We start from the raw sequence: 23,460 nt of genomic DNA, 5'->3' as shown, positions 1-23,460 counted from the left end.
CTCTGAGCCGCTCCCTGCGCGGCTCAGCGCGGTCGGCTTGTCGGCGCGGCGCGTCCCGTAGAGCGGGTTCCGTCGCGCTGTCTCGAATCGCTGGCACGCGAGCGGTGCCGTTCTCTGAGCCGCTCCCTGCGCGGCTCAGCGCGGTCGGCTTGTCGGCGCGGTGCGTACCGCAGAGCGGGTTCCGTCGCGCTGTCTCGAATCGCTTGGCACGCGATTCTCGATCGCGCGCTCTGCCTTGAGGGCGCGCGTTCCTGGGTGGGTGCGAGGGCGGTCCGGGTCGCGAGATGCCACTTGTGGACGCGACACGCCGTGAAAGGCGAGCGCAAGTGGCATCTCGCGAGGAGGGGCGGCGGGTCAGGGCGCCAGCAGGGCGAGAGTTCGGGTGATCAGGGCGCGGGCGCGGGTGGGGGAGAGGCGGGTCGGCTGCTCGGCGGCGCGGGCGACGGCGATGCCGTCGAGGACGGCGAGGAGGAGGGCGGCGTCGTCGGGGCCGAGCCCTGCCGAGGGGTGCGCGGCCTGCAACAGCTCGAGGACGACATCCTCCGTGCGCGACCAGCCGGTGGTGTGCAGGGCGCGGATCTCGGGGTCGGTGCCGGCTCGCGAGGCGAAGGCGGTCCACACGACGGCGTCGGCGACATCGGCGTCCGCGACGCAGGCGATCTCGTCGCAGAAGGCGCGCAGTCGGACCTCGGGCGACGGCTCGTGCTCGAGGCGGGCGCGCATCCGGAGGCGGAACCGCTCCTCCACCCTCGCCATCGCGCCGGTCAGCAGCGCCTGCTTGGTGGGGAAGTGGTGCTGCACGGCGCCCACCGAGACGCCCGCCTCGGCGGCGACGGTCCGGATGCTGAGCTGATCGGCGCCGCGGGTGGACAGCACGGAGACGACCGCCGAGAGGATGTCGCTCCTGCTCTCGCGCCGATCGGCCATCCGCGCTCCTCTCGTTCCGTCCGCTCGAGCAGGCTACGCTCTCGGACATGACCAATACGACTGTATTGCCAGCGGCCGGGACGGCGAGAGCGCGGATCGACTCGTTGGACGTCGTCCGCGGCGTGGCGATCATCGGGACCCTCGGCACCAACATCTGGCTGTTCTCGCACCCCTGGGGGATGCTCGGGCTGCTGACCGAGCCGGTGACGGCGGGGACGTCCCCGGCCGAGCAGACCGCACAGCTGGTGCTGATGGCGCTCGCGCAGGGGAAGTTCCTCGCCCTGCTCTCCCTCACCTTCGGTATCGGCCTCGCGATCCAGCACGCGTCCGCTGCCCGCCGGGGACGACGCTGGCCCGGCCGCTACCTCTGGCGGGCGACGCTGCTCCTGCTCGACGGCGCGGTCAACTACGTGCTGATCGCGGAGTTCGACGTGCTGATGGGCTACGCGGTGACGGGGGCCGTGGTGGCGTGGCTGCTGCTCACCCGGCCACGGACGCAGCGCCGCACGGTGATCGTCCTCGGTGCGCTGCACATCCTGCTGATCTCGGCGCTCGTCGCGTCCGTCGCGATGCAGCCGGGTGCCGCCGGTCAGGGTCCGACGGGTCGCAGCCCCTATGCGGACGCCTCCTTCCTCGGCCTCGCCCTCTTCCGGCTGCAGAACGCGGGAGTCTTCCGGGCGGAGCCCGTGCTGATCGGCTTCCTGAGCCTGGCGATGTTCCTGCTCGGTGCTCAGCTACTGCGCGCCGGCCTCATCGCGGAGGAGGGGCGGCGACTGCGGCGGCGACTGATGGTCCTCGGCGCCGTCGCGTCCCCTGTCGATCTGACGCTCGGGCTCACCGGGAGTGCTGCCGGGCTGCTGGCCGAGCGCTACCTCGTCGCTCCGCTGGTGGCGCTCGGCCTGCTCGCACTTCTCGCCGAGCTCGGCCTGCGCCGGGGGAGCGACGGCTGGGTCTCGCGACGCGCGCGCGAGGTCGGCCGGGTCGCGCTGAGCGCCTACCTCCTGCAGAACCTACTCGGGGGCGCGCTGTTCTACGGCTGGGGTCTCGGGCTCGCGGTCACCGCGGCGCCGTGGCGGGTGCCGACGACGATCGGCGCCTTCGTCCTGATCGCCTCGATCGTCGTGCTCGCCGCGCATCTCTGGCTCCGCCGCTTCGCAGTCGGCCCCGTCGAGTGGCTCTGGAAGCGCGGCGAGCACCTCGGGAGCGGCCCCTCCCGCTGAGGACGTCCGGCGCCAGCTCCCGCGCCACGGCGGCGCGCTCGGAACGTCCGTGCGATTCTCCGACCTGGCTCCGTCTCCGAGCCTCTTCTCCGAATCGATGGGACTGAAGTGCGCACTCGACTCCTCTGCACGATCGCCGGGCTCACCACCCTCGGCCTCCTCGCGGGAGGTGCAGTCCTCGGAGCGGGGCCGGCGTTCGCTCGCGAGACTCCCTCCGCCCCTGCTTCGACCGTCTCCGCCGCAGGCCGCACGGCTCCGGAGTGGAGGGCGACCGCGACCTACGCCGGAGGACAGCAGGTCACCCGCGAGGGAGAGCTCTACACCGCCGGCTGGTGGACGAGCGGGGACGATCCTCTGCTGGTCTCGGGGTCGGTCGGAACAGGCAAGGTCTGGCAGCCCGCCGCGGGCGTGACCGCGCCGTCGGTCGCTCCGATTCCCGCTGCCGCGCCGACGCCGATCGCCGCTACCGCACCGACCCGCGCTCCCGCTCCCGTCACTGTCGCGGCGCCGTCCGTGAGCCCCGCGCCGTCTGGCCCTGCGTCGAACCCGTTCCCCGGTGTCGCGGAGTGGAGCGCGTCCGCGACCTACACCGGCGGCCAGCAGGTCGTGCGCGACGGCAAGCTCTACACCGTCGGCTGGTGGACCAGCGGCGCGGACCCCCGCGAGGCCTCCGGACCGATCGGCTCCGGCAAGGTCTGGCAGCCGGCCGGCGCGGTGACTCCGGCACCGGCGCCGACTCCTGCGGTCACTCCGACGCCGGCGAGCACCACGACCCCGTCGCCCGCGCCCTCCCCGGCCACCGATCCCGGGAAGGCTCCGGGACCCTCGGCGGCGCCCGCCACCGGAACGTCCCCCGCCGTCCTGCGGTCCGGCTACAAGGACATCACCATCACCATGGACTGGAACACCCACCAGCTGCGTACCGCGGTCGACGGCCGGATCGTCCCCCTCGTGGGTCCGGACTCCTGGGCCAGCCGCACCGGCAGCAGCGCGGTCACACTCGCCTTCGCGTCCGGCACCGGGGACGCCCCGAACTGGGCGGGCGTCACGGCGGACGAGTTCCGCAGCTCGATCGACCAGCTGGTCGACGCCGACGTGGACTACGTCCTCGCCACCGGTGGAGCCTCGGCGGTGTTCACTGCGAACGCCGCGCAGCTCGACTCGTTCATCAGCCGGTACGCCTCGAAGAACCTCGTCGGCATCGACTTCGACATCGAGCGAGGGCAGACCGCCGCGCAGATCAGGGAGCTCGCGGATGCCGCTGCCGTGGCGGAGGTAAAGTACCCGGACCTCCGCTTCCAGTTCACCCTCCCCACCTCGGCCGCCTCGGACGGATCGAAGAAGAGCCTGAGCGACGTCGGAGTCACGACCGTCGAGGCGATCAAGGCCTCCGGTGTGAAGCACTACACCGTCAATCTGATGGCGATGGACTACGGGTCGGCCGCTGCCGCGGACGCGGTCGTCGATAAGACGACCGGCCGGACCGACATGGGGGCGTCCGCGATCCAGGCCGCTCGGAACGTGCACGAGAAGCACGGCATCCCGTACTCGAAGCTCGAGCTGACCGCGATGATCGGCGTCAACGACGTGACCGAGGAGGTCAACTCCGTCGAGGACTTCGAGAGGATCGCCGCCTTCGTGAAGACGCAGGGCCTCGCCGGACTGCACCACTGGTCGGTCGACCGGGACACTCCTTCCACGGAGGGTGTGGTGTCTCCGCTGGGCTCCGGAACGGCGATCCCCTCGGGCGCGTTCGCCGCGATCGTCAACAGGGCCGACTGACCTGCACCAGAACGACACGGCCCCGGTCGCGGTGATCGCCGCACCGGGGCCGTGCTCTGCGCCGAGGCGGCGCCCGGCCGGCGCCCGGCCTGCGCCGATAGGTCGACCCTGGCGATCCGTCCTCAACCCAAGCCGTCACGGCCCGGATCCGTCCGGCCGTGCGGAGCACCGCTGTTCCCTCCTCTACCCCTCCCATCACCTCTTTCTGGAGTCGTCCCCGCCATGCCCGAGAACCCGCCCGTCCTCTCCACCCCGGATCTCCCCGCCCGCCCCTCCCGGCCGAAGGGGTTCCTCCGCCGCGTCCTGTCCGCGCTCGCGTCCGCGGTCGCCGTCCTCCTCGGGATCGCCGGCTCGACGATCGCGGCGGCGTTCGCCCTGACCGTGTCGCTGCCGTTCGCGATCGCCGTCTGGATCGTCCTCTCCCTGCTCCTGGTCCTCCTGCTCGTCGCGACCGTGCAGCGGCTGCTCCCGCGCCGTCCCCGGCCGGCCCGGCGACTGGTCCGGCTGCGCACTCCGGTCGTCGTCGCGGTCGTCGCGACCGCCGTCATCGGCGCGCTCGCCGGCGGGACCGTCCTCGCTCCGATCGGCGGATCGTCCGTCGCTTCCAACCCCGTCGCTCCGCAGTACTGGGACCTGTCCACCGGCTCGCACGTCGCGTACTGGAAGACCGCTGCGCCCGTCCCCGGCGGGTCCGACGTCCCGATCGTGTACCTCCACGGCGGGCCGGGTGCGTTCGTCGTCCCCACCGACTTCGACTCGCTGCCCACCCTCGCCGCGACCGGTCACGACGTGTACCTGTTCGATCAGGCCGGCGCCGGCTACTCTTCCGACCTGCCCCTGCGCGAGTACACGCTCGAGCGGTCCGTCGCGGACATCGATGCCGTCCGCGAGAAGACGGGCGCGGACCGCGTGATCCTCTTCGGGCACTCCGCCGGCGGCTATCTCGCCGCCGCCTACGCCGCCGCGCATCCCGAGCACGTCGAGAAGGCGGTCCTCGTCGCTCCGGCGACCTACGACCCGTCCGAGGACGGGCGTCGAGCGGCTGCCGAGGCGCGGGCCGAGTCCGATGCGCGGGTGAGCGAGACGTCGAGCACGGGGGAGCCCGCCGCTCTTCCCCTGGGCACGCAGCTCCGCCTGGCCGCCGGCGTGGCACTCCTGCGGACGGTCGGCCCCGACGCCGCCGGGAACCTGCTCTCCCAGGAGGACAGCAAGAAGGCGATGGCGACGGTGACCGGCAAGGACAGCGGTCTGAACCTCTTCGCCAACCTGCTGCTGACCGATGACTTCGAAGCGCTCTGGGAGTCGACGCTCTCCGGACTCGGTCGGATCCACGTGCCGGCGCTGCTCGTTCGGCCGCAGTACGACCACATCGACTGGCGCGGCCAGCACGCTCTCGCCCGGGCGATCCCCGGTTCGCAGACGGTCTACATCCCGGGCGCCGACCACGACCCCTGGCACGCGGCCTTCGAGCGGACGCACGCCGCCGTGTCCGACTTCCTCCTCGACCGGGAGCAGCCGGTCTACACCGGTGACGCCGACCCGGGGCTGGAGGATGCCGCCGACCGCGGCTGACCCGGGTCAGCGCAGCAGCTCGGCGGCTCCCGTCCGCAGCGCGTCGAGGCGGGCGGCGACGGCCCCTCGTCGGGCGTCGGCGTCCGCCTCGTGCGACCACGCGTCGAGGTAGAGCTTGACCTTCGGCTCGGTGCCGCTCGGCCGGGCGATCAGGCGGGCGCCGTCGAGGGTGAACCGTAGCGCATCGGTCGGCGGCAGCGCTCCGCCCGCCGCGAGCAGGTCCTCCGTGTGCTCCACCGCGAGGCCGCCGATCGCGGCGGGCGGCGCGCTGCGCAGTCCCGCCATGATCCGGCCGATCTCAGAGAGGTCGGTCACCCGGAGCGAGATCTGCTCCGAGCCGAAGAGGCCGAACCGCTCGGCGAAGGCGTCGAGCTCGTCGGCGATCGTCCGGCCGTCGGCGGCGAGCGACGAGGCCAGGTCGAGGAAGGCGAGCGCCGCCGAGATCCCGTCCTTGTCGCGGACCGTCTCCGGGTTCACCAGGTAGCCGAGCGCCTCCTCGTAGCCGAAGACGAGGTCGGGGACGCGCGAGATCCACTTGAAGCCGGTCAGCGTCTCCGCGAACTCCAGCCCGTAGTCGCGGGCGACCGCGCCCAGGGCGGGGGAGGAGACGATCGAGCAGGCCAGCGCGCCGCCCGTCCGTCCCGCGGTGCGGGCGCGCTCGACGGCGCGCCAGCCGAGCAGCGCTCCCACCTCGTTGCCGGAGAGGCGGCGGAAGCCGTCCTCGAGCGACGCGTCCGGGATCGCCGCGGCGAAGCGGTCGGCGTCGGGATCGTTGGCGACGATCAGCTGGGCGCGGCCCGAGCGAGCGGTCGCGAAGGCGAGGTCGAGCGCCCCCGCCTCCTCGGGGTTGGGGAACGCCACGGTCGGGAACGCCGGATCGGGATCGATCTGCTCCACCACCACGGCCGGCTCGTCGAAGCCGGCGGCCGAGAGCACCCGGTGCGCCGTCTCCCACCCGACGCCGTGCATCGCCGTGTAGACCACGCGCAGCGGCGCCGACTGCCGGCCGACGCCCGCCGTGGCGGCGATGTAGGCGTCGACGACAGACTCCTCGGCGACGCGGTACTCGCCCCGCGGCAGCTCGGTGACGCGGCGCTCGGTCGCAACCGCGAGGATCCGCTCGGCGATCGCGGAGTCGACCGGCGGCACGATCTGCGAGCCGTCGTCGTCGCCGCCGAGGTAGACCTTGTAGCCGTTGTCCTGCGGCGGGTTGTGGCTCGCCGTCACCATCACGCCGGCGGCGGCGCCGAGGTGGCGGACCGCGAAGGCGAGGACGGGAGTCGGCAGCAGCCGGGGGAGCAGCACGGCGTCGGCGCCCGCGCCGGCCATCAGGGCGGCCGAGTCCTCGGCGAAGACGCGCGAGTTCTTGCGCCCGTCGTAGCCGATGACGATCAGCGGGCGCTCGAGTCCCTGGGAGCGCAGGTGGTCGGCGAGGCCGACGGCCGCCTGCGAGACGAGCACGCGGTTCATCCGGTTCGAGCCGGCCGCGATCGCTCCGCGGAGCCCCGCCGTCCCGAAGGCGAGGCGCTCACGGAAGCGGTCGGCCAGCTCGGCCGCGGCGACGGGGTCGCCGGCCGCATCGGCGGTGAGCAGATCGACGAGCTCCTGCCGGGTCTCCGGGTCCGGGTCCTGCGCGAGCCAGTCCTCGGCACGCGCGCGGACGTCCGCCGTCACAGCGTGCCCGTGATCCCGGCGAGGAGGCGGGCGAGGTCGTCCTCGGCGTTCCGTCCGGCCTCGAGGACCTCCTCGTGGCTCAGCGGCGTCTTCTGGATGCCCGCGGCCAGGTTGGTGATCAGCGACATGCCCAGCACCTCCATCCCGGCCTCGCGCGCCGCGATCGCCTCGAGGGCGGTCGACATGCCGACGATGTGGCCGCCGATGATCCGGGCCATCTGCACCTCGGCGGGGCTCTCGTAGTGCGGGCCGCGGAACTGCACGTAGACGCCGTCGTCGAGGTCCGCGCGGGTCTCGCGGGCCAGCGCGCGCAGGCGAGCGGAGTAGAGGTCGGTGAGGTCGACGAACGTCGCGCCCTCGAGCGGGGAGTCGGCGGTGAGGTTGATGTGGTCGCTGATCAGCACCGGGGTGCCGGGGGTCCAGTGCTCCTTGATGCCGCCCGCGCCGTTGGTGAGGATCATCACGGAGGCGCCCGTCGCCGCGGCGACCCGGACGCTGTGCGCGACCCGGCGCACGCCGTAGCCCTCGTAGTAGTGGGTGCGGGCGCCGATGATCAGAGCGCGCTTGCCGGTCGGCAGCAGCACCGAGCGGAGGCTCCCGCCGTGGCCGTGCACGGCCGACCTCGTGAAGCCGACGATGTCGGTCGCCGGGACCGTGGCGGTCGTCTCGCCGATCGCGTCGGCGGCCTTGCCCCAGCCGCTGCCGAGGGTGAGGGCGATGTCGTGCTTCTCGACACCGGTCGCCTCGGCGATCTGAGCGGCGGCCTCGGCGGCGATCGCGAACGGATCGGCGTCGGCGGAGTCGAGCGGATTGGGGGTCTGGTCAGCCATTCCCCCACCCTATCCACGCGCGGTGCGAGGGCGGGCGAGGGTCGCCGACCCTCCCGGACCACCGTCGATTGGGCGAACTCCCAGCACAGGGGGACAATGGAGGAATGCCTTACGAGTTCGAGCGCACGCAGCGGATCGCCGTCCTCGGAGGGGGACCGGGCGGCTACGAGGCCGCCCTCGCCGGAGCCCAGCTGGGCGCCGAGGTCACCCTCGTCGAGCGGGTCGGCGTGGGCGGCTCGGCCGTCATCACCGACGTCGTGCCGTCGAAGTCGCTGATCGCGACCGCCGAGGCCACCAACGCCATCGGCGAGGCCGCCGACCTGGGCGTGCAGTTCTTCACCCGCCACGAGCAGACCCACAAGCCGGTCCGGCCCGAGGTCGCGGTGAACCTCGCCACCGTGAACAAGCGCCTCCTCGGACTCGCCCGCCAGCAGTCGGAGGACATGCGCGCGAACCTCGTGCACCACGGGGTGCGCATCGTGCAGGGCGACGGGCGTCTCGACGGCTCGAACGCGCTGATCGTCGCGACGGCCCCCGGCGACGAGGGCATGGACTTCGACCGGATCGAGGCGGACACCATCGTCGTGTCCGTCGGCGCCAGCCCGCGCATCCTGCCGACCGCCGCCCCCGACGGCGAGCGGATCATGAGCTGGACCCAGCTCTACAACCTCAAGACCGTGCCCGAGCACCTGATCGTGGTCGGCTCCGGCGTCACCGGCGCGGAGTTCGCCTCCGCCTACCGCGCGCTCGGCGCCAAGGTCACGCTGATCTCCTCGCGCGACCAGGTCCTCCCCGGCGAGGACGCCGATGCCGCCGCCGTGATCGAGAACGTCTTCAAGCGCAACGGCATGGTCGTGCTGTCCAAGTCGCGCGCCGACCGCGTCGAGCGCACCGAGACGGGAGTGCGCGCCGTGCTGTCCGACGGTCGCGTCGTCGAGGGCTCGCACTGCCTGATGGCGGTCGGCTCCATCCCGAACACCGCCGGCATCGGCCTCGAGGAGGCGGGCGTCCAGCTGACCGAGTCCGGGCACATCCGCGTCAACCGCGTCGCCCGCACCAGCGTCCCCTCGATCTACGCGGCCGGCGACTGCACGACGTTCCTGCCCCTCGCCTCCGTCGCCGCCATGCAGGGTCGCACCGGCGTCTTCCACGCCATGGGCGACGCGGTGAACCCCACCGAGGTGCGCAACGTCGCGGCCAACATCTTCACTCAGCCCGAGATCGCCACCGTCGGCTGGAGCCAGAAGGAGATCGAGGAGGGACTCGCCCAGGGCGAGATCTACAAGCTCCCCCTCGCCGCGAACCCGCGCGCCAAGATGATGGGCATCCGCGACGGCTTCGTGAAGGTCTTCGCACGCACCGGCTCCGGCACCGTCATCGGCGGCGTCATCGTCGCCCCCAAGGCCAGCGAGCTGATCTTCCCCCTCGCTCTCGCCGTCGAGCACCGCCTCACCGTCGACCAGGTCGCCCGCGCCTTCACCGTCTACCCGAGCCTCACCAGCTCCATCTCGGAGGCGGCGCGCGCCATGCACATCGTCAGCTGACGCTGACGATGTGCGCGCCCATCTCTGAGCCGCTCCCCGCGCGGCTCAGCGCGGTCGGCTTCGCGACGTGGCACGTTCCGCAGAGCGTGTTGCGTCGCGCTGCCGAGAAACGCTGGCACGCGTTTCTCGGTCGCGGCGCTCTGCCCTGCGGGCGAGCGGCTCCGGCGGTGACCGTCCCATGCTGATCGAGTAGCGCGCGGAGCGCGCGTATCGAGATCCGCCCAGGCAGGGGACTGGAGCTGTCAGGGTGTGCGGCGGTGGCGGGGCAGATCGGTGGGCGGGTCTCGATACGCCGCTTCGCGGCTACTCGACCAGCATGAGGTGGCTGCGACGTGGTTTCCTGCGGTCGCGCGTCGGCCGCTCATGGTGATCGAGTAGCGCGCGGAGCGCGCGTATCGAGATCCGGCTCCGCCCGGGGCAGGGCGTCGGCTGTGGTGGTGGGAGCGGCGTTCAACCGCACTGCTGGTCGAGGGAGGGTCTCGATACGCCGCTGCGCGGCTACTCGACCAGCATATGGAGGAGCAGTCCGGAGCGGTGCGGCCTCAGGGAGAGCGCTAGTCCGAGAAACGCGTGCCAGCGTTTCTCGGCAGCGCGACGCAGGACGCTCTGCGGAACGCACCACGTGAACGGGCCGACCGCGCTGAGCCGCGCAGGGAGCGGCTCAGGAGATGGACAACAGCACGTGGCCCGAGGAGACCGTGGTGCCGGCCTCCGCGTTCAGGGAGCGGACGACGCCGTCCTTGTGGGCGGTGAGGGGCTGCTCCATCTTCATCGCCTCGAGGACGACGACGAGGTCGCCGGTGACGACGGTGTCGCCCTCGGCGACGGCGACCTTGACGATCGTCGCCTGCATCGGCGCGGTGACGGAGTCGCCGGTGACGGTGCTGACGGAGGCGGAGCCGCGGCGCTTGGGCGCGGCGGCGGCGGGACCGCGGGAGGGGCCGGAGCCGACGAGGTCGCTCGGCAGGGTGACCTCGACGCGGCGGCCGTCGACCTCGACGACGACGCTCTGGCGCGCGGCCGGTCCGTCGATCGCGCCGGGCTCGCCGCTCCAGGTCTCGATGGTGTTGTCGAACTCGGTCTCGATCCAGCGGGTGTAGATCGAGAACGGCTCGTCGCCGGCGGGGGCGAAGGCCGGGTCGTCGACGATGGCGCGGTGGAACGGCAGCACGGTCGGCAGGCCGGTGACCTCGAACTCGGCGAGGGCGCGGCGCGAGCGCTCGAGCGCCTCGGCGCGGGTGGCGCCGGTGACGATCAGCTTCGCGAGCAGGGAGTCGAACGAGCCCGAGATCACGTCGCCGGCGACGACGCCGGAGTCGACGCGGACGCCCGGTCCGCCGGGCGCCTTGAAGACGTGCACGGGGCCGGGGGCGGGCAGGAACCCGCGGCCGGCGTCCTCGCCGTTGATGCGGAACTCGAAGGAGTGGCCGCGCGGCTGCGGGTCCTCGTAGTCGAGCAGGCCGCCCTCGGCGAGGCGGAACTGCTCGCGGACCAGGTCGATCCCGGTGACCTCCTCGGAGACGGGGTGCTCGACCTGCAGGCGGGTGTTCACCTCGAGGAAGGAGACGGTGCCGTCCTTGCCGATCAGGAACTCGCAGGTGCCGGCGCCGACATAGCCGACCTCGCGCAGGATCGCCTTCGACGCGCGGTACAGCTCGGTGTTCTGCTCGTCGGTGAGGAACGGCGCGGGCGCCTCCTCGACCAGCTTCTGGTGCCGGCGCTGCAGCGAGCAGTCGCGGGTCGAGACGACGACGACGTTCCCGCTCGAGTCGGCGAGGCACTGGGTCTCGACGTGGCGCGGCTGGTCGAGGTACTTCTCGACGAAGCACTCGCCGCGGCCGAAGGCGGCGATCGCCTCGCGGGTGGCCGAGGCGAACATCTCCTCGACCTCGTCGCGCTCGCGGGCGACCTTCAGGCCGCGGCCGCCGCCGCCGAAGGCCGCCTTGATGGCGACGGGGAGCCCGTGCTGGTCGACGAACTCGAGCACCTCGGCGGCGCCCGAGACGGGGTTCAGGGTGCCGGGGGCGAGCGGAGCGCCGACCTTCTCGGCGACGTGGCGGGCCGAGACCTTGTCGCCGAGGCGCTCGATGGCCTCCGGCGACGGGCCGATCCAGATCAGCCCGGCGTCGATCACGGCGCGGGCGAAGTCGGCGTTCTCGGCGAGGAAGCCGTAGCCGGGGTGCACGGCGTCGGCGCCGGAGCGGCGGGCGACCGAGAGCAGCTTCTCGATGACGAGGTACGTCTCGGCGCTGGTCGTCCCGCCGAGGGCGTAGGCCTCGTCGGCGAGGCGGCTGTGCACCGCGTCGCGGTCCTGGTCGGCGTAGACGGCGACGGAGGCGATGCCGCTGTCGCGGGCGGCCCGGACGACGCGGACGGCGATCTCGCCTCGGTTGGCGATGAGCACCTTCGTGATACCTGGCATGGTCCCCAACCCTAGAGGGCGCCTCGCGGATGCCCGGCGCGGCTCACCACAAAGAAGAGCGAGCGCTTCGTCGGTTCCGCACAAGGGCCGGGAGGAGAACCGGCCTCAGCGGTTCCAGAGCGACGGCCAGGCGACCCCGAGCTCGCGCACGAGCGAGCGCAGCGCCGGCACGGACATCCCGATCACCGTCGACGGATCGCCCTCGACGGCCGTGATGAAGCCGGCGCCGCGCCCGTCGATCGTGAATGCGCCGGCCACCTCGAGCGGCTCGCCGGTCGCGACGTAGGCGTCGATCTCGTCGTCGTCGATGTCCGCGGCGAAGGAGACGGCGGTGGAGGTGACCACTCCGGTCTCGGCGACGATCCGCCCGCCGCGGTGGTCGATCAGCCAGTGACCGGAGTGCAGGCGCCCGGTGCGGCCGCGCTGCGCCCGCCAGCGCGCGCGGGCCCGCTCGGGCTCGTGCGGCTTGCCGTGCACGACGCCGTCGAGCACGAAGGCGGAGTCGCCGCCGAGGACGAGGCCGTCGATCTCCGGCCCGAGGACGGCCGTCGCCTTGGCGCGGGCGAGCAGCGCCACGGTCGCGTCGGCGTCCAGCGCGGCTCCGCGCTCCTGCTCGGCCCGGGCGACGGCGGCGGGCTCGTCGACCGCCGAGGGGACGACCACGGGCTCGATCCCGGTGGCCCGCAGCAGCGCGAGCCGGGCGGGGGAGGTGGAGGCGAGGTAGAGGCGCACGAGGGCTCCCTGCGATCGGGCCCACGCTGTGGGATGCTCGACGGATGGCACAGACTCCGGCCCGAACGTCCGACCCGGCCGCGGAGACCGGCGGAGCACTCGGGACCGAGATCGAGCTCGACATTAGCAACGTGGCCCACGGCGGCGTCTTCGTCGCCCGGCACGAGGGCCGCGTCGTCTTCGTCCCGGACGTCCTCCCCGGCGAGCGGGTCCGCGCGCGCATCAGCGAGGTCCGCCACGACAGCTTCTGGCGCGGCGAGGCGCTCGAGGTCCTCTTGGCCTCGCCGCACCGCGTCGAGCACGTCTGGGCGCAGGCCGGCATCGACCGGCGGCCCGAGGAGCGGGTCGGCGGCGCCGAGTTCGGCCACGCCGCGCTCGCGTACCAGCGCGAGCTCAAGCGCGCCGTGCTCATCGACTCCTTCTCCTGCTTCGCCCGACGCGAGGTCGACGTCGTCGTCGCGCCGGTCGCGGGCGACGACGAGTCCGGCGGCCTCGGCTGGCGCACCCGCAACCGCCTGCACGTGGACGACTCCGGCCGCGTCGGGCCCTACGCCGCCCGCAGTCACCACGTCGTCGACGTCGAGGGCCTCCCGCTCGCGACCGCCGCCTCCTCGGCCGCCGCCCCGCTCGACCAGCGCCTCGCCCCCGGCTCGGTCGTCGACCTGGTCGACGCCGCCGGCTCCGACGGCGCGGCCGTCCTCGTGCACGACCCCTCCGACAAGCGCGCCAGGAGGGACCGCACGGTCGTCTCCGAGTTCGTCGCCGACCGGACCTTCCGCGTCGACCGCTCCGGCTTCTGGCAGGTGCACCGCGGAGCCGCGGCGACCCTGTTCGACGCGGTCCAGGCCGCCGTCGATCCCGCGCTCGCCGACGTCCGCGCCGCGAACCACGACCTCTACGGCGGCGTCGGGCTGCTCGCCGCGGCGCTCGCCGACCACCTCGGCGCCGGCGTCCGCGTCACCAGCGTCGAGAGCGACTCGCGCGCCACCGAGCACGCCCTGGAGAACCTCGCCGACCAGCCCGGGGCGCGCGCGGTCACCGCCCGGGTCGACCGCTACCTCCGCGACGCGCTCGCCCAGGCCGACGCCCGCGAGCGCGAGCGCTGGCGGGCCGCCACCGTCGTCCTCGATCCGCCGCGGGCGGGAGCCGGTCGCGCCGTCACCGACGCGCTCGTCGAGCTGGCGCCCGCACAGCTGGTCTACGTCGCCTGCGATCCGGTCGCGCTCGCCCGCGACGTCGGCGCGCTCACCGCGGGCGGCTACGAGCTCGAGCGGCTCGACGGCTTCGACCTCTTCCCGCACACCTCGCACGTGGAGGCCGTCGCCCGCCTCGTGCGCCGCGCCGGCTGACCGCGCCGCGTCGCTAGCATGAGCCCGATGGAGACCACCGATGATCGCTGAGTCCGCCGGTTCCCCGAGGGTGCGCGTCGCCATCGTCGACGACCACGAGTCCGTCCGGCTCGGTGTCGCCGCCGCGATCGAGGGCGCGGGGATGCAGGTGGTCGCCGCGGCCGAGACGGTGCGCGCGCTCGAGCAGGTGCTCGGCGGCTCCGAGATCGAGGTGCTGGTGCTCGACCTCTCGCTGAACGACGGCTCGAGCATCACCGCGAACGTCAAGTGGGGCCAGGTGCGCGGCGCGGCCGTCCTCGTGCACAGCATCGCCGACCGCGTGGTCGCCGTGCGCGAGGCGCTCGCGGCGGGGGCGGCCGGAGTCATCCCCAAGTCCTCGCCGATGTCGACGGTGATTGCGGCCATCCGCACCGTCGCCCGCGGCGAGGTGCTGAACAACCTGGAGTGGGCCTCCGCGATCGACGCCGACGACGACTTCGCCCGCGCGGTGCTCGGCCGGCGCGAGCGCGACGTCCTGCACCTCTACGCCTCCGGTCTGCCGCTGAAGCTGGTCGCCGACCGGTTGCAGATCTCGGTCTCGACGGCCAAGGAGTACCTCGACCGGATCCGCGACAAGTACGTCGAGATCGGCCGGCCGGCGCCGACGAAGGTCGACCTGCTGCGCCGCGCCGTCGAGGACGGCATCCTCCCGGGCATCGATCCGGACGACGGCGATGCCGGCCGCTGAGGTCGTCCCCGCGCGGGCGCCCGCGAACCGCGAGCGCATCGACCGGATCATCAGCACGGTCGTCTCGTTCTTCGGCTTCGGCTTCGCACTGCAGACCGTCCCGCCGATCCTCGGCCAGCTGCCGGTCCTGCGGCCCGAGGTCGCCTGGCCGGTCCTGGTCGTCGTCTTCGGGGCGCTCGCGGCCTCGGTGGCCACGGCGATGCTCCGCCGCGGGACGCAGCACAGCGGAGCCGTCGTGGCCGCGTCGCTCCTGCTCGCCCTGCTCACCTGGCCGCTGACGATCCGCACCGGCGCCGTCCCCCAGGAGACGCCGTGGATCTGGTACCTGCTGACCATCGGCACGGCCTTCTGCACGATCGTCGCGCCGCTGCGGCTCGCGATCGCCTACGCCTTCGTCACGACGGCCCTGTTCGGGATCCTCCGCGTGCTGCCCTCGGGCGGCGGCGCCTCGCCGACCCGCGCGGCCCTCGACGCCGTCTACGTCGGCATCGTCGGCTTCGTGATGCTGGTGCTGATCGCCGTGCTGCGCCAGTCGGCGGACGCGGTCGACCGCGCGCAGCGGACCGCGATGGAGCAGTACGAGGGGGCCATGCGCCAGCACGCCGGCGAGGTCGAGCGGGTCGAGGTGGACGCCCTCGTGCACGACAACGTGCTCGCGACCCTGCTCGCGGCGGCGACGGCCGAGTCCGGCGCCGAGCGGGCGCTGGTGTCCTCGATGGCGCGGAAGACCCTCTCGGTGCTGCTCCCGGACGAGGAGTCCGACCTCGACGCGGGGGAGGTCCCGCTGGAGCTGCTCGAGCGCCAGCTGTCGCACGCGGCGTCGACGTTCGTCGCGGACGTCGAGGTGGTCGTCGACGAGGACGCGGATCCGCGGACGACCACGATGCCGCGGCCGGTCGCCGAGGCGGTCCTCGGCGCGGTCTGGCAAGCGCTGACCAACAGCGTCCAGCACGCGGGGCCGAGCGACGCCGTCCGGCGCTCGGTGCGCGGGCGCCTCTCCGCGTGCTCCGTGGAGGTGGTCGTCGAGGACGACGGCCGCGGCTTCCTCCTCGCCGACGTCCCGCGCGAGCGGCTCGGCATCCGGCTCTCGATCCTCGACCGGGTGCACCAGGTGCAGGGCTCGGCGCGGATCGACACCGTCCCGGGCGAGGGAACCCGGGTCGTCGTCGTCTGGCCCGCCGCGAGGAGCCGCTCGTGATCGCCTACCCGCGCCCGCTGCTCTACGCGCTGGGCGGAGGCTTCTCGCTCTACCACGTCGTCCTCGCCTTCTTCTCGTACCGGCTCGCGCCCGCGACGCCCGCCGATCTGCTCGCCGTCGGCCTCTACGTCGTCGCCACCGTGATCGCCCTCCTGCCGAGCTCGGCCACGCGGATGCACGCGGTGACCGCGTGGGCGATGGCGGGGGTGGCGGTGGCTCTGCCGCTGCTCGTCTCGCCGTCGCTGGACCCCGGCGCCTCCAACGGCTACTCCACCTGGTACATCGCGGCCGTCGGCACGCTGATGACGATCGTCTGCGCTCGCCGGCGCCCGCTGGCGGCCTGGACCGGGATGGGCTTCCTGATCGTGCACACGAGCGTCTGGGCCGGCCCGGTCGCCCTGGCCACCCTCGGCGTCGTCGGCGGCATCGCCTGGGTCGGCATCGCGCAGCTCCTGATCATCGAGCTCGGCCGCGCCGGCTCCGAGGCGCGCGTGCTCGAGGCCGCCGAGCGGGCCGCCGCGTCCTGGCGGGCGGCGGAGGAGGCGCACCTCTCGGAGCGGGAGGTGCGGCTCGAGCAGACCCGCGCCATCGCCTCCGAGATGCTGCTGCGGATCGCCACCAGCCCGCTCGGCTTGAGCGACGAGGAGCGCCGCGAGTGCGCCCTGCTGGAGGCGTCCGTCCGCGACGAGATCCGGGGGAGGCGGCTGCTCGACGACGAGGTCCGCCGGCTCGTGCTGGAGGCGCGGCGCCGCGGCGTGACCGTCTCGGTGCTGGACGACGGCGGCCTGGACCGGACGACCGAGGAGGAGAGCCGGCGCGTCCTGGGCGAGCTCGCCCACGCGCTCAGCGGGATCGGCGAGGGCGTCGACCGGGTCGTGGTCCGCACCGCCTCGGCCGACTCGCCCTCCGCCGTGACGGTGGTGGGCCTGCGGACCGCCGGTGACGGCAGCGCGGGCGCCCTCGGCTCGGACGACGCGGGCGACGAGGTCGACGCCTGGGTCGAGATCCGCCGCGACGAGCGGGGTGTGCTCGAGGGCTGAGCGCCCCGGGCCCTGCGGGCCACCGGTGACGGCGCGAGCGCGGCGCCCGTGGAAAGCGCGGCTCGTTTCGAAGCGCTGCGCCGGTTCCGAACGCAGCACCGGTTAAAAGAGTGCGGCGGGCTGTCCACTCCTCCGAAGAGGGGGCCCAGCCCGCCGTCAAACCCCGAGTGAGGGTGACAACCCGAATGTCACCCTCACTCGCCCCCAAAACACCCGCCTGCTTACCCTGGTCGGCGAGTGCTTGGCGATGCCCCCTCCGAGGAGTGAACACCTAACACGGATAATCATGCCCAGGACCGGGAGTGGCAGGTAGTCGGCACTTTAGGGGACTAATCGGGGTACAAGATTCACGTTCTGCGCCCGCCCCGGCCGCCCGAGCCCGATCCGGCGCTCAGCCGGAGAAGGAGCGCCAGGCTCCGGGCGCCGGCTGCAGCGGCGCGCGGACCGCGGCGGCGCGGTCGCTCCAGCCGCCGCTGGGGACGACCGGCACCTCGGCGACGGGGTGCGACTGCGCGGCGAGAGCAGTGACGACAGCGGTCACGGCGGCGATCTCGCGCGCGTCCAGGCCCGGGGTAGTGATCACGACGGAGGGTGCGGAGTCGGCTGCGCTCATCCCGCGACGGTACCGCATGCCGTTCACGGTCCCGCGCCCGGGCCGGTGGCTATGCTGACGCCGGACGCCGCCGGAGCGACGCCCGTTCCGTCCCGGACAGGAGTGTTCCCGCATGCCGTCGTGGTCCCTGAAGCGAGGCCGCACCTCCGCCCGTCGCCTCGCCGCGGTGCTGCGCTCCTCGCCCGCGGCGTTCGCGACGACGCTGGTGATCCTGCTCGCCAGTGCGGTCGCCGGCACCCTCGTCGGCCCGGCGAGCGCGGAGACCGGCTCCTGGTGGGCCGCGAGCGCCGGCACGGTCCTCGGCGGCCGGCCCTGGGCCGCGGTCACCGGTCTGCTGATCGCGTCCGGACCGCCGGCTCTCCTGCTCGTCCTGCTCCTGCTCCTGCCGCTGCTGATCGCCGCGGAGCACCGGCTCGGCCCGCGCCGGCTGGTCGTCGCCTTCCTGCTCACCGGGGCGATCGGCACGGCGCTCGGCACCGCGCTGCAGAGCATCGGCGCGTCGGTGGGCGAGTGGTGGGCGGGCGACACGGTGGGCGACCTGACCTTCGACCCGCTCATCGGCGGCGTCGGCGCGCTCCTCGCCGCGACGGCCTTCATGGGCGGGCTCTGGCGCCGTCGCCTCCGCGTCACCGTGTTCGCGGTGGTGCTGATGTTCGTCCTCTACGCGGGCGACTCCGCCGACGTGTACCGCCTCCTCGCGGGCGCCGCGGGCCTCGTGGTCGGCGCGGTGATGGCGCACGGGGTCAGCGGTCTGCGCCCCCAGCGCCCCGCGCCGAGCTCGCACCGGGAGTCGCGCGCCCTGCTCGCCGCCGTGGTCGCGGTGACCGCCATCGGTCCGCTCGTCGCCGTGCTCTCGGACTCGGGCTACGGGCCGTTCTCGTTCCTCGGACGGCTGCTGCAGAGCGCTTTCACCGGAGGCGGGGATCTCGACGATCCCTGCGGTGCCACGGTGCGGCACTGCGCGCATCACGTGCGGCTCAACCTGATCTCGCCCGGGCCGATCCTGCTCACCTTCGTCCCGATGATCCTGCTCCTCGTCGCGGCGTACGGGCTGCGCTCCGGGCGCCGCCTCGGCCTGCTGCTCGCGATCGGCGTGAACGCCGCCATCGCGATCCTCGACGTCGTCCTGCTGCAGCGCGCGGCACGGCACCCCGACTTCCAGTACTACGCCGAGTACCTGCTCTGGGTGGCCACCACCGTGATCGTCCCGGTCGGAGTGATCGTCCTGCTGTCGGTCAGCAGCCGGCACTTCCGGATCCGGGCGCCGCGGGAGCCGGCGCGCCGCTGGGCCCTGGTGGTGGCGATCGGCTTCGTCGTCTCGCTCGGCGGCTACCTCGCGCTCTCCGCCTCGACCCGGACCAGCTTCGAGCCGGTGCTCGGAATCGGCAGGCTCCTCCTCGACGGGCTGCTGCGCTTCGTGCCGTCCGGGTTCCTCGGCGGGCACGGCTTGCTGGCGGTGCCGCGCGAGCCGCTCGCGCGGATCGGCTTCGAGTCGGTCGGGCCGGTCTTCTGGCTCCTCGTCGTCGTCGCGGTGATCGCCCTCCTGCGGGCCACGGACGTGCAGGGCGTGCGCGGCGACGAGGCGGTTTACCGCCGGCTGCTCGTGCGGCACGGCGCCGGCAGCCTCGGCCACCAGGGCACCTGGCAGGGCAACGAGCACTGGATCGCCCCCGACGGCGAGGGCGGTGTCGCCTACCGCGTCGTCGGCGGGGTCGCGATCACCCTCTCCGACCCGGCCTGCGCGCCCGAGCGGCGCGAGGAGGTCGTGGCCGGCTTCGTCGCGTTCTGCGACGAGCGGAGCTGGACGCCGGTGTTCTACAGCGTCCACGACGAGCTGCTGCCGGTCTTCGACGCTCTCGGCTGGTCGCGCATCTCGGTCGGCGAGGAGACGATCATCGAGCTCGGCGGCTTCGAGCTGACCGGGAAGCGCTGGCAGAAGGTGCGCTACCCGCTCACCCGCGCGCTCAAGCTCGGCATCGAGCCGGTCTGGACGACCTGGCCGGAGCTCTCGCTGGGGATGGCCAGCCAGATCGTCGACCTCTCGGAGAAGTGGGTGTCCGAGAAGGCGCTGCCCGAGATGGGCTTCACGCTCGGCGGCATCGACGAGGCGCGCGACCCCGACGTCGCGCTGCTGCTCGCCGTCGGGCCCGACGGCGTGCTGCAGGGGATCACCAGCTGGCTGCCCGTGCACCGCGACGGCCGGATCGTCGGCTGGACGCTCGACTTCATGCGCCGCTCGGACGAGGCGATGCCCGGGATCATGGAGTTCCTGATCGCCTCCGCCGCTCTCCGCGCGCAGGAGCAGGGCGCGGAGTTCGTCTCGCTGTCCGGTGCGCCGCTCGCGACGGCGCCGGTGCCGGAGGGGGAGCAGCCGCCCGAGCCGACCGCGCTGTCGGGCCTGCTCGAGTTCCTGGCGCGGACGCTGGAGCCGGCCTACGGCTTCACCTCGCTGTTCCGCTTCAAGGCCAAGTTCCACCCGCGCTACGAGGGGCTCTGGATGGCGTACCCGGACGCCCTGCAGTTGCCGCGGATCGGCGCGGCGATCGGGCGCGCCTACCTGCCGGACGTCTCCCCGCGCGAGGCGCTCGCCTTCGCCCGGGCGCTGGGCGCACGGCCGGAGGAGAAGACGCCGCCCGCCGAGAAGCCGGCGGCGCAGGAGAAGCCGAAGGCGCCGGCGCCCGAGAAGGCGCCGACGGCCGGCTGACCGCCGCTCAGAGCGGGATGTTGCCGTGCTTCTTGGCCGGCAGGTTCGCGCGCTTGGTCCGCAGCGCGCGCAGCGCCTTGATCACCGACACCCGGGTCGCCGACGGCTCGATGACCCCGTCCAGCTCGCCGCGCTCGGCGGCCAGGAACGGGCTCGCCACGTTGTAGGTGTACTCGTTCGCCAGCCGGGTGCGGACGGCGGCGACGTCCTCGCCCGCCTCCTCCGCCTTGCGGATCTCGTTGCGGTAGAGGATGTTGACGGCGCCCTGGCCGCCCATGACCGCGATCTCGGCCGTCGGCCAGGCGAGGTTGATGTCGGCGCCGAGCTGCTTGGAGCCCATCACGATGTAGGCGCCGCCGTAGGCCTTGCGCAGGATGACGGTGACCAGCGGCACGGTCGCCTCCGCGTAGGCGTAGAGCAGCTTCGCGCCGCGGCGGATGACGCCCGTCCACTCCTGGTCGGTGCCGGGCAGGTAGCCGGGGACGTCGACCAGGGTGAGGATCGGCAGCGAGAACGCGTCGCAGAAGCGGACGAAGCGCGAGGCCTTCTCGCCGGCCTCGATGTTCAGGGTGCCCGCCATGGCGCTCGGCTGGTTGGCGATGATGCCGACGGAGCGGCCCTCGACCCGGCCGAAGCCGATCACGATGTTCGGCGCGAAGAGCGGCTGCACCTCCAGGAAGTCGCCCTCGTCGACGATGTGCTCGATCACGGCGCGCATGTCGTACGGCTGGTTCGGGCTGTCGGGGATGACGGTGTCGAGGAAGCGGTCGGAGTCCGTCGTCTCGAGGTCGACCTCGTTGTCGAACACCGGCGCAGGGGACAGGTTGTTGTCCGGGAGGAAGGAGAGCAGGGTGCGCGCGTAGTCGAGCGCATCGTTCTCGTCGCTCGCGAGGTAGTGAGAGACGCCCGAGATCTTGTTGTGGGTGAGCGCGCCGCCGAGCTCCTCCATGCCGACGTCCTCGCCGGTGACGGTCTTGATCACGTCGGGGCCGGTGACGAACATCTGGCTCGTCTTGTCGACCATGATCACGAAGTCGGTGAGGGCGGGGGAGTAGACAGCGCCGCCGGCCGCGGGGCCGCAGATGATCGAGATCTGGGGGATCACGCCGCTGGCCGCGGTGTTGCGGCGGAAGATCTCGCCGTACTTGCCCAGGGCGACGACGCCCTCCTGGATCCGCGCTCCGCCGGAGTCGAGGATGCCGATGATCGGGACGCCGGTCTTCAGCGCCAGGTCCATCACCTTGATGATCTTCTCGCCGGCGACCTCGCCGAGCGAGCCGCCGAAGATCGTGAAGTCCTGCGAATAGACGGCGACCTGGCGGCCGTGGATGGTGCCGGTGCCGGTCACGACGGCGTCGCCGTAGGGACGCTTCTTCTCCATGCCGAACGCGTGGGTGCGGTGGCGGACGAACTCGTCGAGCTCGACGAACGAGCCCGGGTCGAGGAGGGTGTCGATCCGCTCGCGGGCGGTCATCTTGCCCTTGGCGTGCTGCTTCTCGATCGCGGCCTCGCCGCTGGCGGTGACCGCCTCGTGGTAGCGGGCCTTCAGGTCCGCGATCTTCCCCGCGGTCGTGTGGAGATCGGGCGCGGGACGTTCGATGTTCGCGGTCACTCGCCCACCCTATCGGCGGCGATGGACCCCTCCGTTGTCGCAGACGCACAGGAGCCGGTGCCCACGCCAGGAGGATGCGCACAAGCGGGACGAGCGCTCCCCGGTGTTCTCGCGGGGCCCGCCGGTAGCGTGGCCGCATGCAGCTCCCGCTCTCCCGCTCCGTGTCGCCGCAGGTCCTCTGGCTCGAGAGCGCGGGGTCGACGAACGACGAGCTCCGCGAGCGGGCGACGGCCGAGCCCGCCGCCTGGCCGCACCTCTCCGTCGTGGCGACCGACGACCAGCGCGCGGGCCGCGGGCGCCTGGGGCGCGTCTGGCAGGCACCCGCGGGCCGGACGCTCGCCGCCTCCACGCTCGTGGACGCGGCGGCGCTGCCCGCCGGCGCGGTCGGCTGGCTGCCGCTGCTCGCCGGCGCGGCCCTGGCCCGCTCGCTCGCCCCGCTGGTCGACGGCGCCGTCGAGGTCAAGTGGCCCAACGACGTCCTGCTCGGCGGGCGCAAGACGGCGGGGATCCTCGCCGAGCGCCTCCCCGACGGCCGCGTGATCGTGGGCACCGGAATCAACCTCCTGCTGAGCGAGGAGGAGCTGCCCGTGCCGACCGCGACCTCCCTCGCCCTCGCCGGCGCGTCGACGACCGGCGCCGACGCCGTGCTCGCCGGCTTCCTCACCGAGTTCTCGGCGCTGCTCGCGCCGCTCCTCGCCCTCGGCGACGCCGAGTCCTCCGGGACCGCCGCCGTCGTCCGAGCGCACCTCGGCACGCTCGGCCGCCCGGTGCGGGTCGAGCTGCCGGACGGCTCCGTGGCGGAGGGCGCCGCCGTCGCGCTCGACTCCGACGGCTCGCTCGTGCTCGAGCAGGACGGCGCCCGGCGCCCGTTCTCGGCGGGCGACGTCACCCACCTGCGCCAGTGAGCGCCGGCGGCCGGAATCGGCTCGCGGGGGGGGACCGGGAGCTCGCCCGGCTCACGCCGCGCGCTCGACGCGCCGTCGCCCCGGTCGCCGGCTTCCTGCTGCTCACCTGGTCGGGCTTCTACTTCGCCGCGCAGTTCGAGCTGGAGCTGCAGCGCTGGATCATCGCCCTCGGCACCGCGGTGCTCGTGCTGCTGCTCTGCGTGCCCGGCATCGCGGGCTGGGCGAGCATCCGCTACCGGATCACGCAGCGCGGGCTGCACGCCCGCCGCGGTGTCCTGTCGGCGCGCCGTGCCGACCTCGACTTCGACCGGCGGATGGCGGTGGGCGTCTCGCGCAGCCTCGGCCAGCGCATCGCCCGCTGCGGCGACGTGCGGATCACCCTGGACGGCGCCGAGTCGTTCGTGCTGCGCGACGTGGAGGACCCGGAGCTGGTCGCCGAGCTGCTGCGCGACGCGATCGCGGCGGCGCCGCTGCCGGAGTGGCCCGCGCCCGATCCGCTCTGAGCACTTCGTCCCGTCTGAGCACGCCGTTCCGAGTCCCCGTCGCCGCTCCGGGCGACCCACCCGCGCGCCCTGAGCCCCGCCGCGTCGGCGCCCCTCGGTACCATGG

18 protein-coding genes are annotated in these 23,460 nt (G+C 73.4%); 11 read left to right on the top strand and 7 right to left on the bottom strand.

Annotation, left to right across the window (positions count from 1 at the left end; all coding sequences use genetic code 11):
• Positions 1-354: 354 nt before the first annotated feature.
• A complete protein-coding gene (locus HQQ86_RS03395; RefSeq protein WP_173286473.1) occupies positions 355-927 on the bottom strand; it encodes a TetR/AcrR family transcriptional regulator in 573 nt (190 codons plus the stop codon).
• 47 nt (positions 928-974) lie between these two features.
• On the opposite strand from HQQ86_RS03395, the gene HQQ86_RS03390 reads away from it, so the two are divergent.
• The 3 genes from HQQ86_RS03390 to HQQ86_RS03380 all read left to right on the top strand — a co-directional run bounded on the left by HQQ86_RS03390 (position 975) and on the right by HQQ86_RS03380 (position 5,501).
• Positions 975-2,147, top strand: coding sequence for a DUF418 domain-containing protein (locus tag HQQ86_RS03390; protein WP_173286471.1), 1,173 nt, complete (start codon positions 975-977; stop codon positions 2,145-2,147).
• 108 nt (positions 2,148-2,255) lie between these two features.
• Positions 2,256-3,929: a carbohydrate-binding protein gene (locus tag HQQ86_RS03385; protein WP_173286469.1), complete on the top strand. Its 1,674-nt coding sequence runs from the start codon at positions 2,256-2,258 to the stop codon at positions 3,927-3,929.
• Positions 3,930-4,151: 222 nt separating this feature from the next.
• The gene (locus HQQ86_RS03380) at positions 4,152-5,501 is read left to right on the top strand and encodes an alpha/beta fold hydrolase (RefSeq protein WP_173286467.1); all 1,350 of its coding nucleotides are present in this window, start codon (positions 4,152-4,154) and stop codon (positions 5,499-5,501) included.
• 6 nt (positions 5,502-5,507) lie between these two features.
• On the opposite strand, the gene HQQ86_RS03375 is transcribed toward HQQ86_RS03380, so the two are convergent.
• Both HQQ86_RS03375 and HQQ86_RS03370 read right to left on the bottom strand, forming a co-directional pair.
• Positions 5,508-7,175, bottom strand: a complete 1,668-nt coding sequence (locus tag HQQ86_RS03375) for a phospho-sugar mutase (RefSeq protein ID WP_173286466.1) — start codon at positions 7,173-7,175, stop codon at positions 5,508-5,510.
• Positions 7,172-8,005, bottom strand: coding sequence for a purine-nucleoside phosphorylase (locus HQQ86_RS03370; RefSeq protein ID WP_173286463.1), 834 nt, complete (start codon positions 8,003-8,005; stop codon positions 7,172-7,174). The genes HQQ86_RS03375 and HQQ86_RS03370 overlap by 4 nt, the downstream gene beginning before the upstream one ends.
• A 104-nt stretch (positions 8,006-8,109) precedes the next feature.
• Here HQQ86_RS03370 and HQQ86_RS03365 point away from each other — a divergent pair, with 104 nt between their 5' ends.
• Positions 8,110-9,549 carry an NAD(P)H-quinone dehydrogenase gene (locus HQQ86_RS03365; RefSeq protein WP_173286461.1) on the top strand — a complete coding sequence of 480 codons (1,440 nt, stop codon included), beginning with the start codon at positions 8,110-8,112 and terminating at the stop codon, positions 9,547-9,549.
• A gap of 661 nt (positions 9,550-10,210) precedes the next feature.
• On the opposite strand, the gene HQQ86_RS03360 is transcribed toward HQQ86_RS03365, so the two are convergent.
• Together HQQ86_RS03360 and HQQ86_RS03355 are read right to left on the bottom strand one after the other, a co-directional pair.
• Positions 10,211-11,971, bottom strand: coding sequence for a biotin carboxylase N-terminal domain-containing protein (locus HQQ86_RS03360; RefSeq protein WP_173286459.1), 1,761 nt, complete (start codon positions 11,969-11,971; stop codon positions 10,211-10,213).
• 105 nt (positions 11,972-12,076) lie between these two features.
• Positions 12,077-12,703 carry a Maf family nucleotide pyrophosphatase gene (locus tag HQQ86_RS03355; protein ID WP_173286457.1) on the bottom strand — a complete coding sequence of 209 codons (627 nt, stop codon included), beginning with the start codon at positions 12,701-12,703 and terminating at the stop codon, positions 12,077-12,079.
• A 44-nt stretch (positions 12,704-12,747) separates the two neighbouring features.
• On the opposite strand from HQQ86_RS03355, the gene HQQ86_RS03350 reads away from it, so the two are divergent.
• From HQQ86_RS03350 to HQQ86_RS03335, 4 genes are read left to right on the top strand one after another with little or no spacing between them, the layout of a single operon-like run.
• On the top strand, positions 12,748-14,052 hold the full coding sequence (locus tag HQQ86_RS03350) for a class I SAM-dependent RNA methyltransferase (RefSeq protein ID WP_173286455.1): 1,305 nt from the start codon (positions 12,748-12,750) through the stop codon (positions 14,050-14,052).
• 40 nt (positions 14,053-14,092) lie between these two features.
• Positions 14,093-14,779 (top strand): response regulator transcription factor, encoded by a 687-nt coding sequence (locus tag HQQ86_RS03345; protein WP_173286453.1) that lies wholly within the window; start codon positions 14,093-14,095, stop codon positions 14,777-14,779.
• Positions 14,766-15,977 (top strand): sensor histidine kinase, encoded by a 1,212-nt coding sequence (locus HQQ86_RS03340; protein ID WP_173286451.1) that lies wholly within the window; start codon positions 14,766-14,768, stop codon positions 15,975-15,977. The genes HQQ86_RS03345 and HQQ86_RS03340 overlap by 14 nt, the downstream gene beginning before the upstream one ends.
• A complete protein-coding gene (locus HQQ86_RS03335) occupies positions 15,974-17,017 on the top strand; it encodes a hypothetical protein (protein ID WP_173286449.1) in 1,044 nt (347 codons plus the stop codon). The genes HQQ86_RS03340 and HQQ86_RS03335 overlap by 4 nt, the downstream gene beginning before the upstream one ends.
• Before the next feature lie 391 nt (positions 17,018-17,408).
• Here HQQ86_RS03335 and HQQ86_RS03330 read toward each other — a convergent pair whose 3' ends face one another.
• Positions 17,409-17,630, bottom strand: coding sequence for an acyl-CoA carboxylase subunit epsilon (locus tag HQQ86_RS03330; RefSeq protein WP_173286447.1), 222 nt, complete (start codon positions 17,628-17,630; stop codon positions 17,409-17,411).
• A 112-nt stretch (positions 17,631-17,742) separates the two neighbouring features.
• Between HQQ86_RS03330 and HQQ86_RS03325 the strand changes: the two genes are divergently transcribed.
• Complete coding sequence (locus HQQ86_RS03325) at positions 17,743-20,334, top strand: bifunctional lysylphosphatidylglycerol flippase/synthetase MprF (protein ID WP_173286445.1); 2,592 nt, start codon at positions 17,743-17,745, stop codon at positions 20,332-20,334.
• A 7-nt stretch (positions 20,335-20,341) separates the two neighbouring features.
• On the opposite strand, the gene HQQ86_RS03320 is transcribed toward HQQ86_RS03325, so the two are convergent.
• Positions 20,342-21,946 carry an acyl-CoA carboxylase subunit beta gene (locus tag HQQ86_RS03320; protein WP_320526608.1) on the bottom strand — a complete coding sequence of 535 codons (1,605 nt, stop codon included), beginning with the start codon at positions 21,944-21,946 and terminating at the stop codon, positions 20,342-20,344.
• A 137-nt stretch (positions 21,947-22,083) separates the two neighbouring features.
• On the opposite strand from HQQ86_RS03320, the gene HQQ86_RS03315 reads away from it, so the two are divergent.
• Both HQQ86_RS03315 and HQQ86_RS03310 read left to right on the top strand, forming a co-directional pair.
• A complete protein-coding gene (locus HQQ86_RS03315; RefSeq protein ID WP_173286442.1) occupies positions 22,084-22,851 on the top strand; it encodes a biotin--[acetyl-CoA-carboxylase] ligase in 768 nt (255 codons plus the stop codon).
• Positions 22,848-23,354: a PH domain-containing protein gene (locus HQQ86_RS03310; protein ID WP_173286440.1), complete on the top strand. Its 507-nt coding sequence runs from the start codon at positions 22,848-22,850 to the stop codon at positions 23,352-23,354. Before HQQ86_RS03315 ends, HQQ86_RS03310 begins: the two co-directional genes overlap by 4 nt.
• Positions 23,355-23,460: the final 106 nt, after the last annotated feature.

Origin of the sequence: Rathayibacter sp. VKM Ac-2857, assembly GCF_013205025.1 — a bacterium.
Taxonomy (GTDB): domain Bacteria; phylum Actinomycetota; class Actinomycetes; order Actinomycetales; family Microbacteriaceae; genus Rathayibacter.
This window is presented reverse-complemented; position numbering and strand designations above follow the sequence as displayed.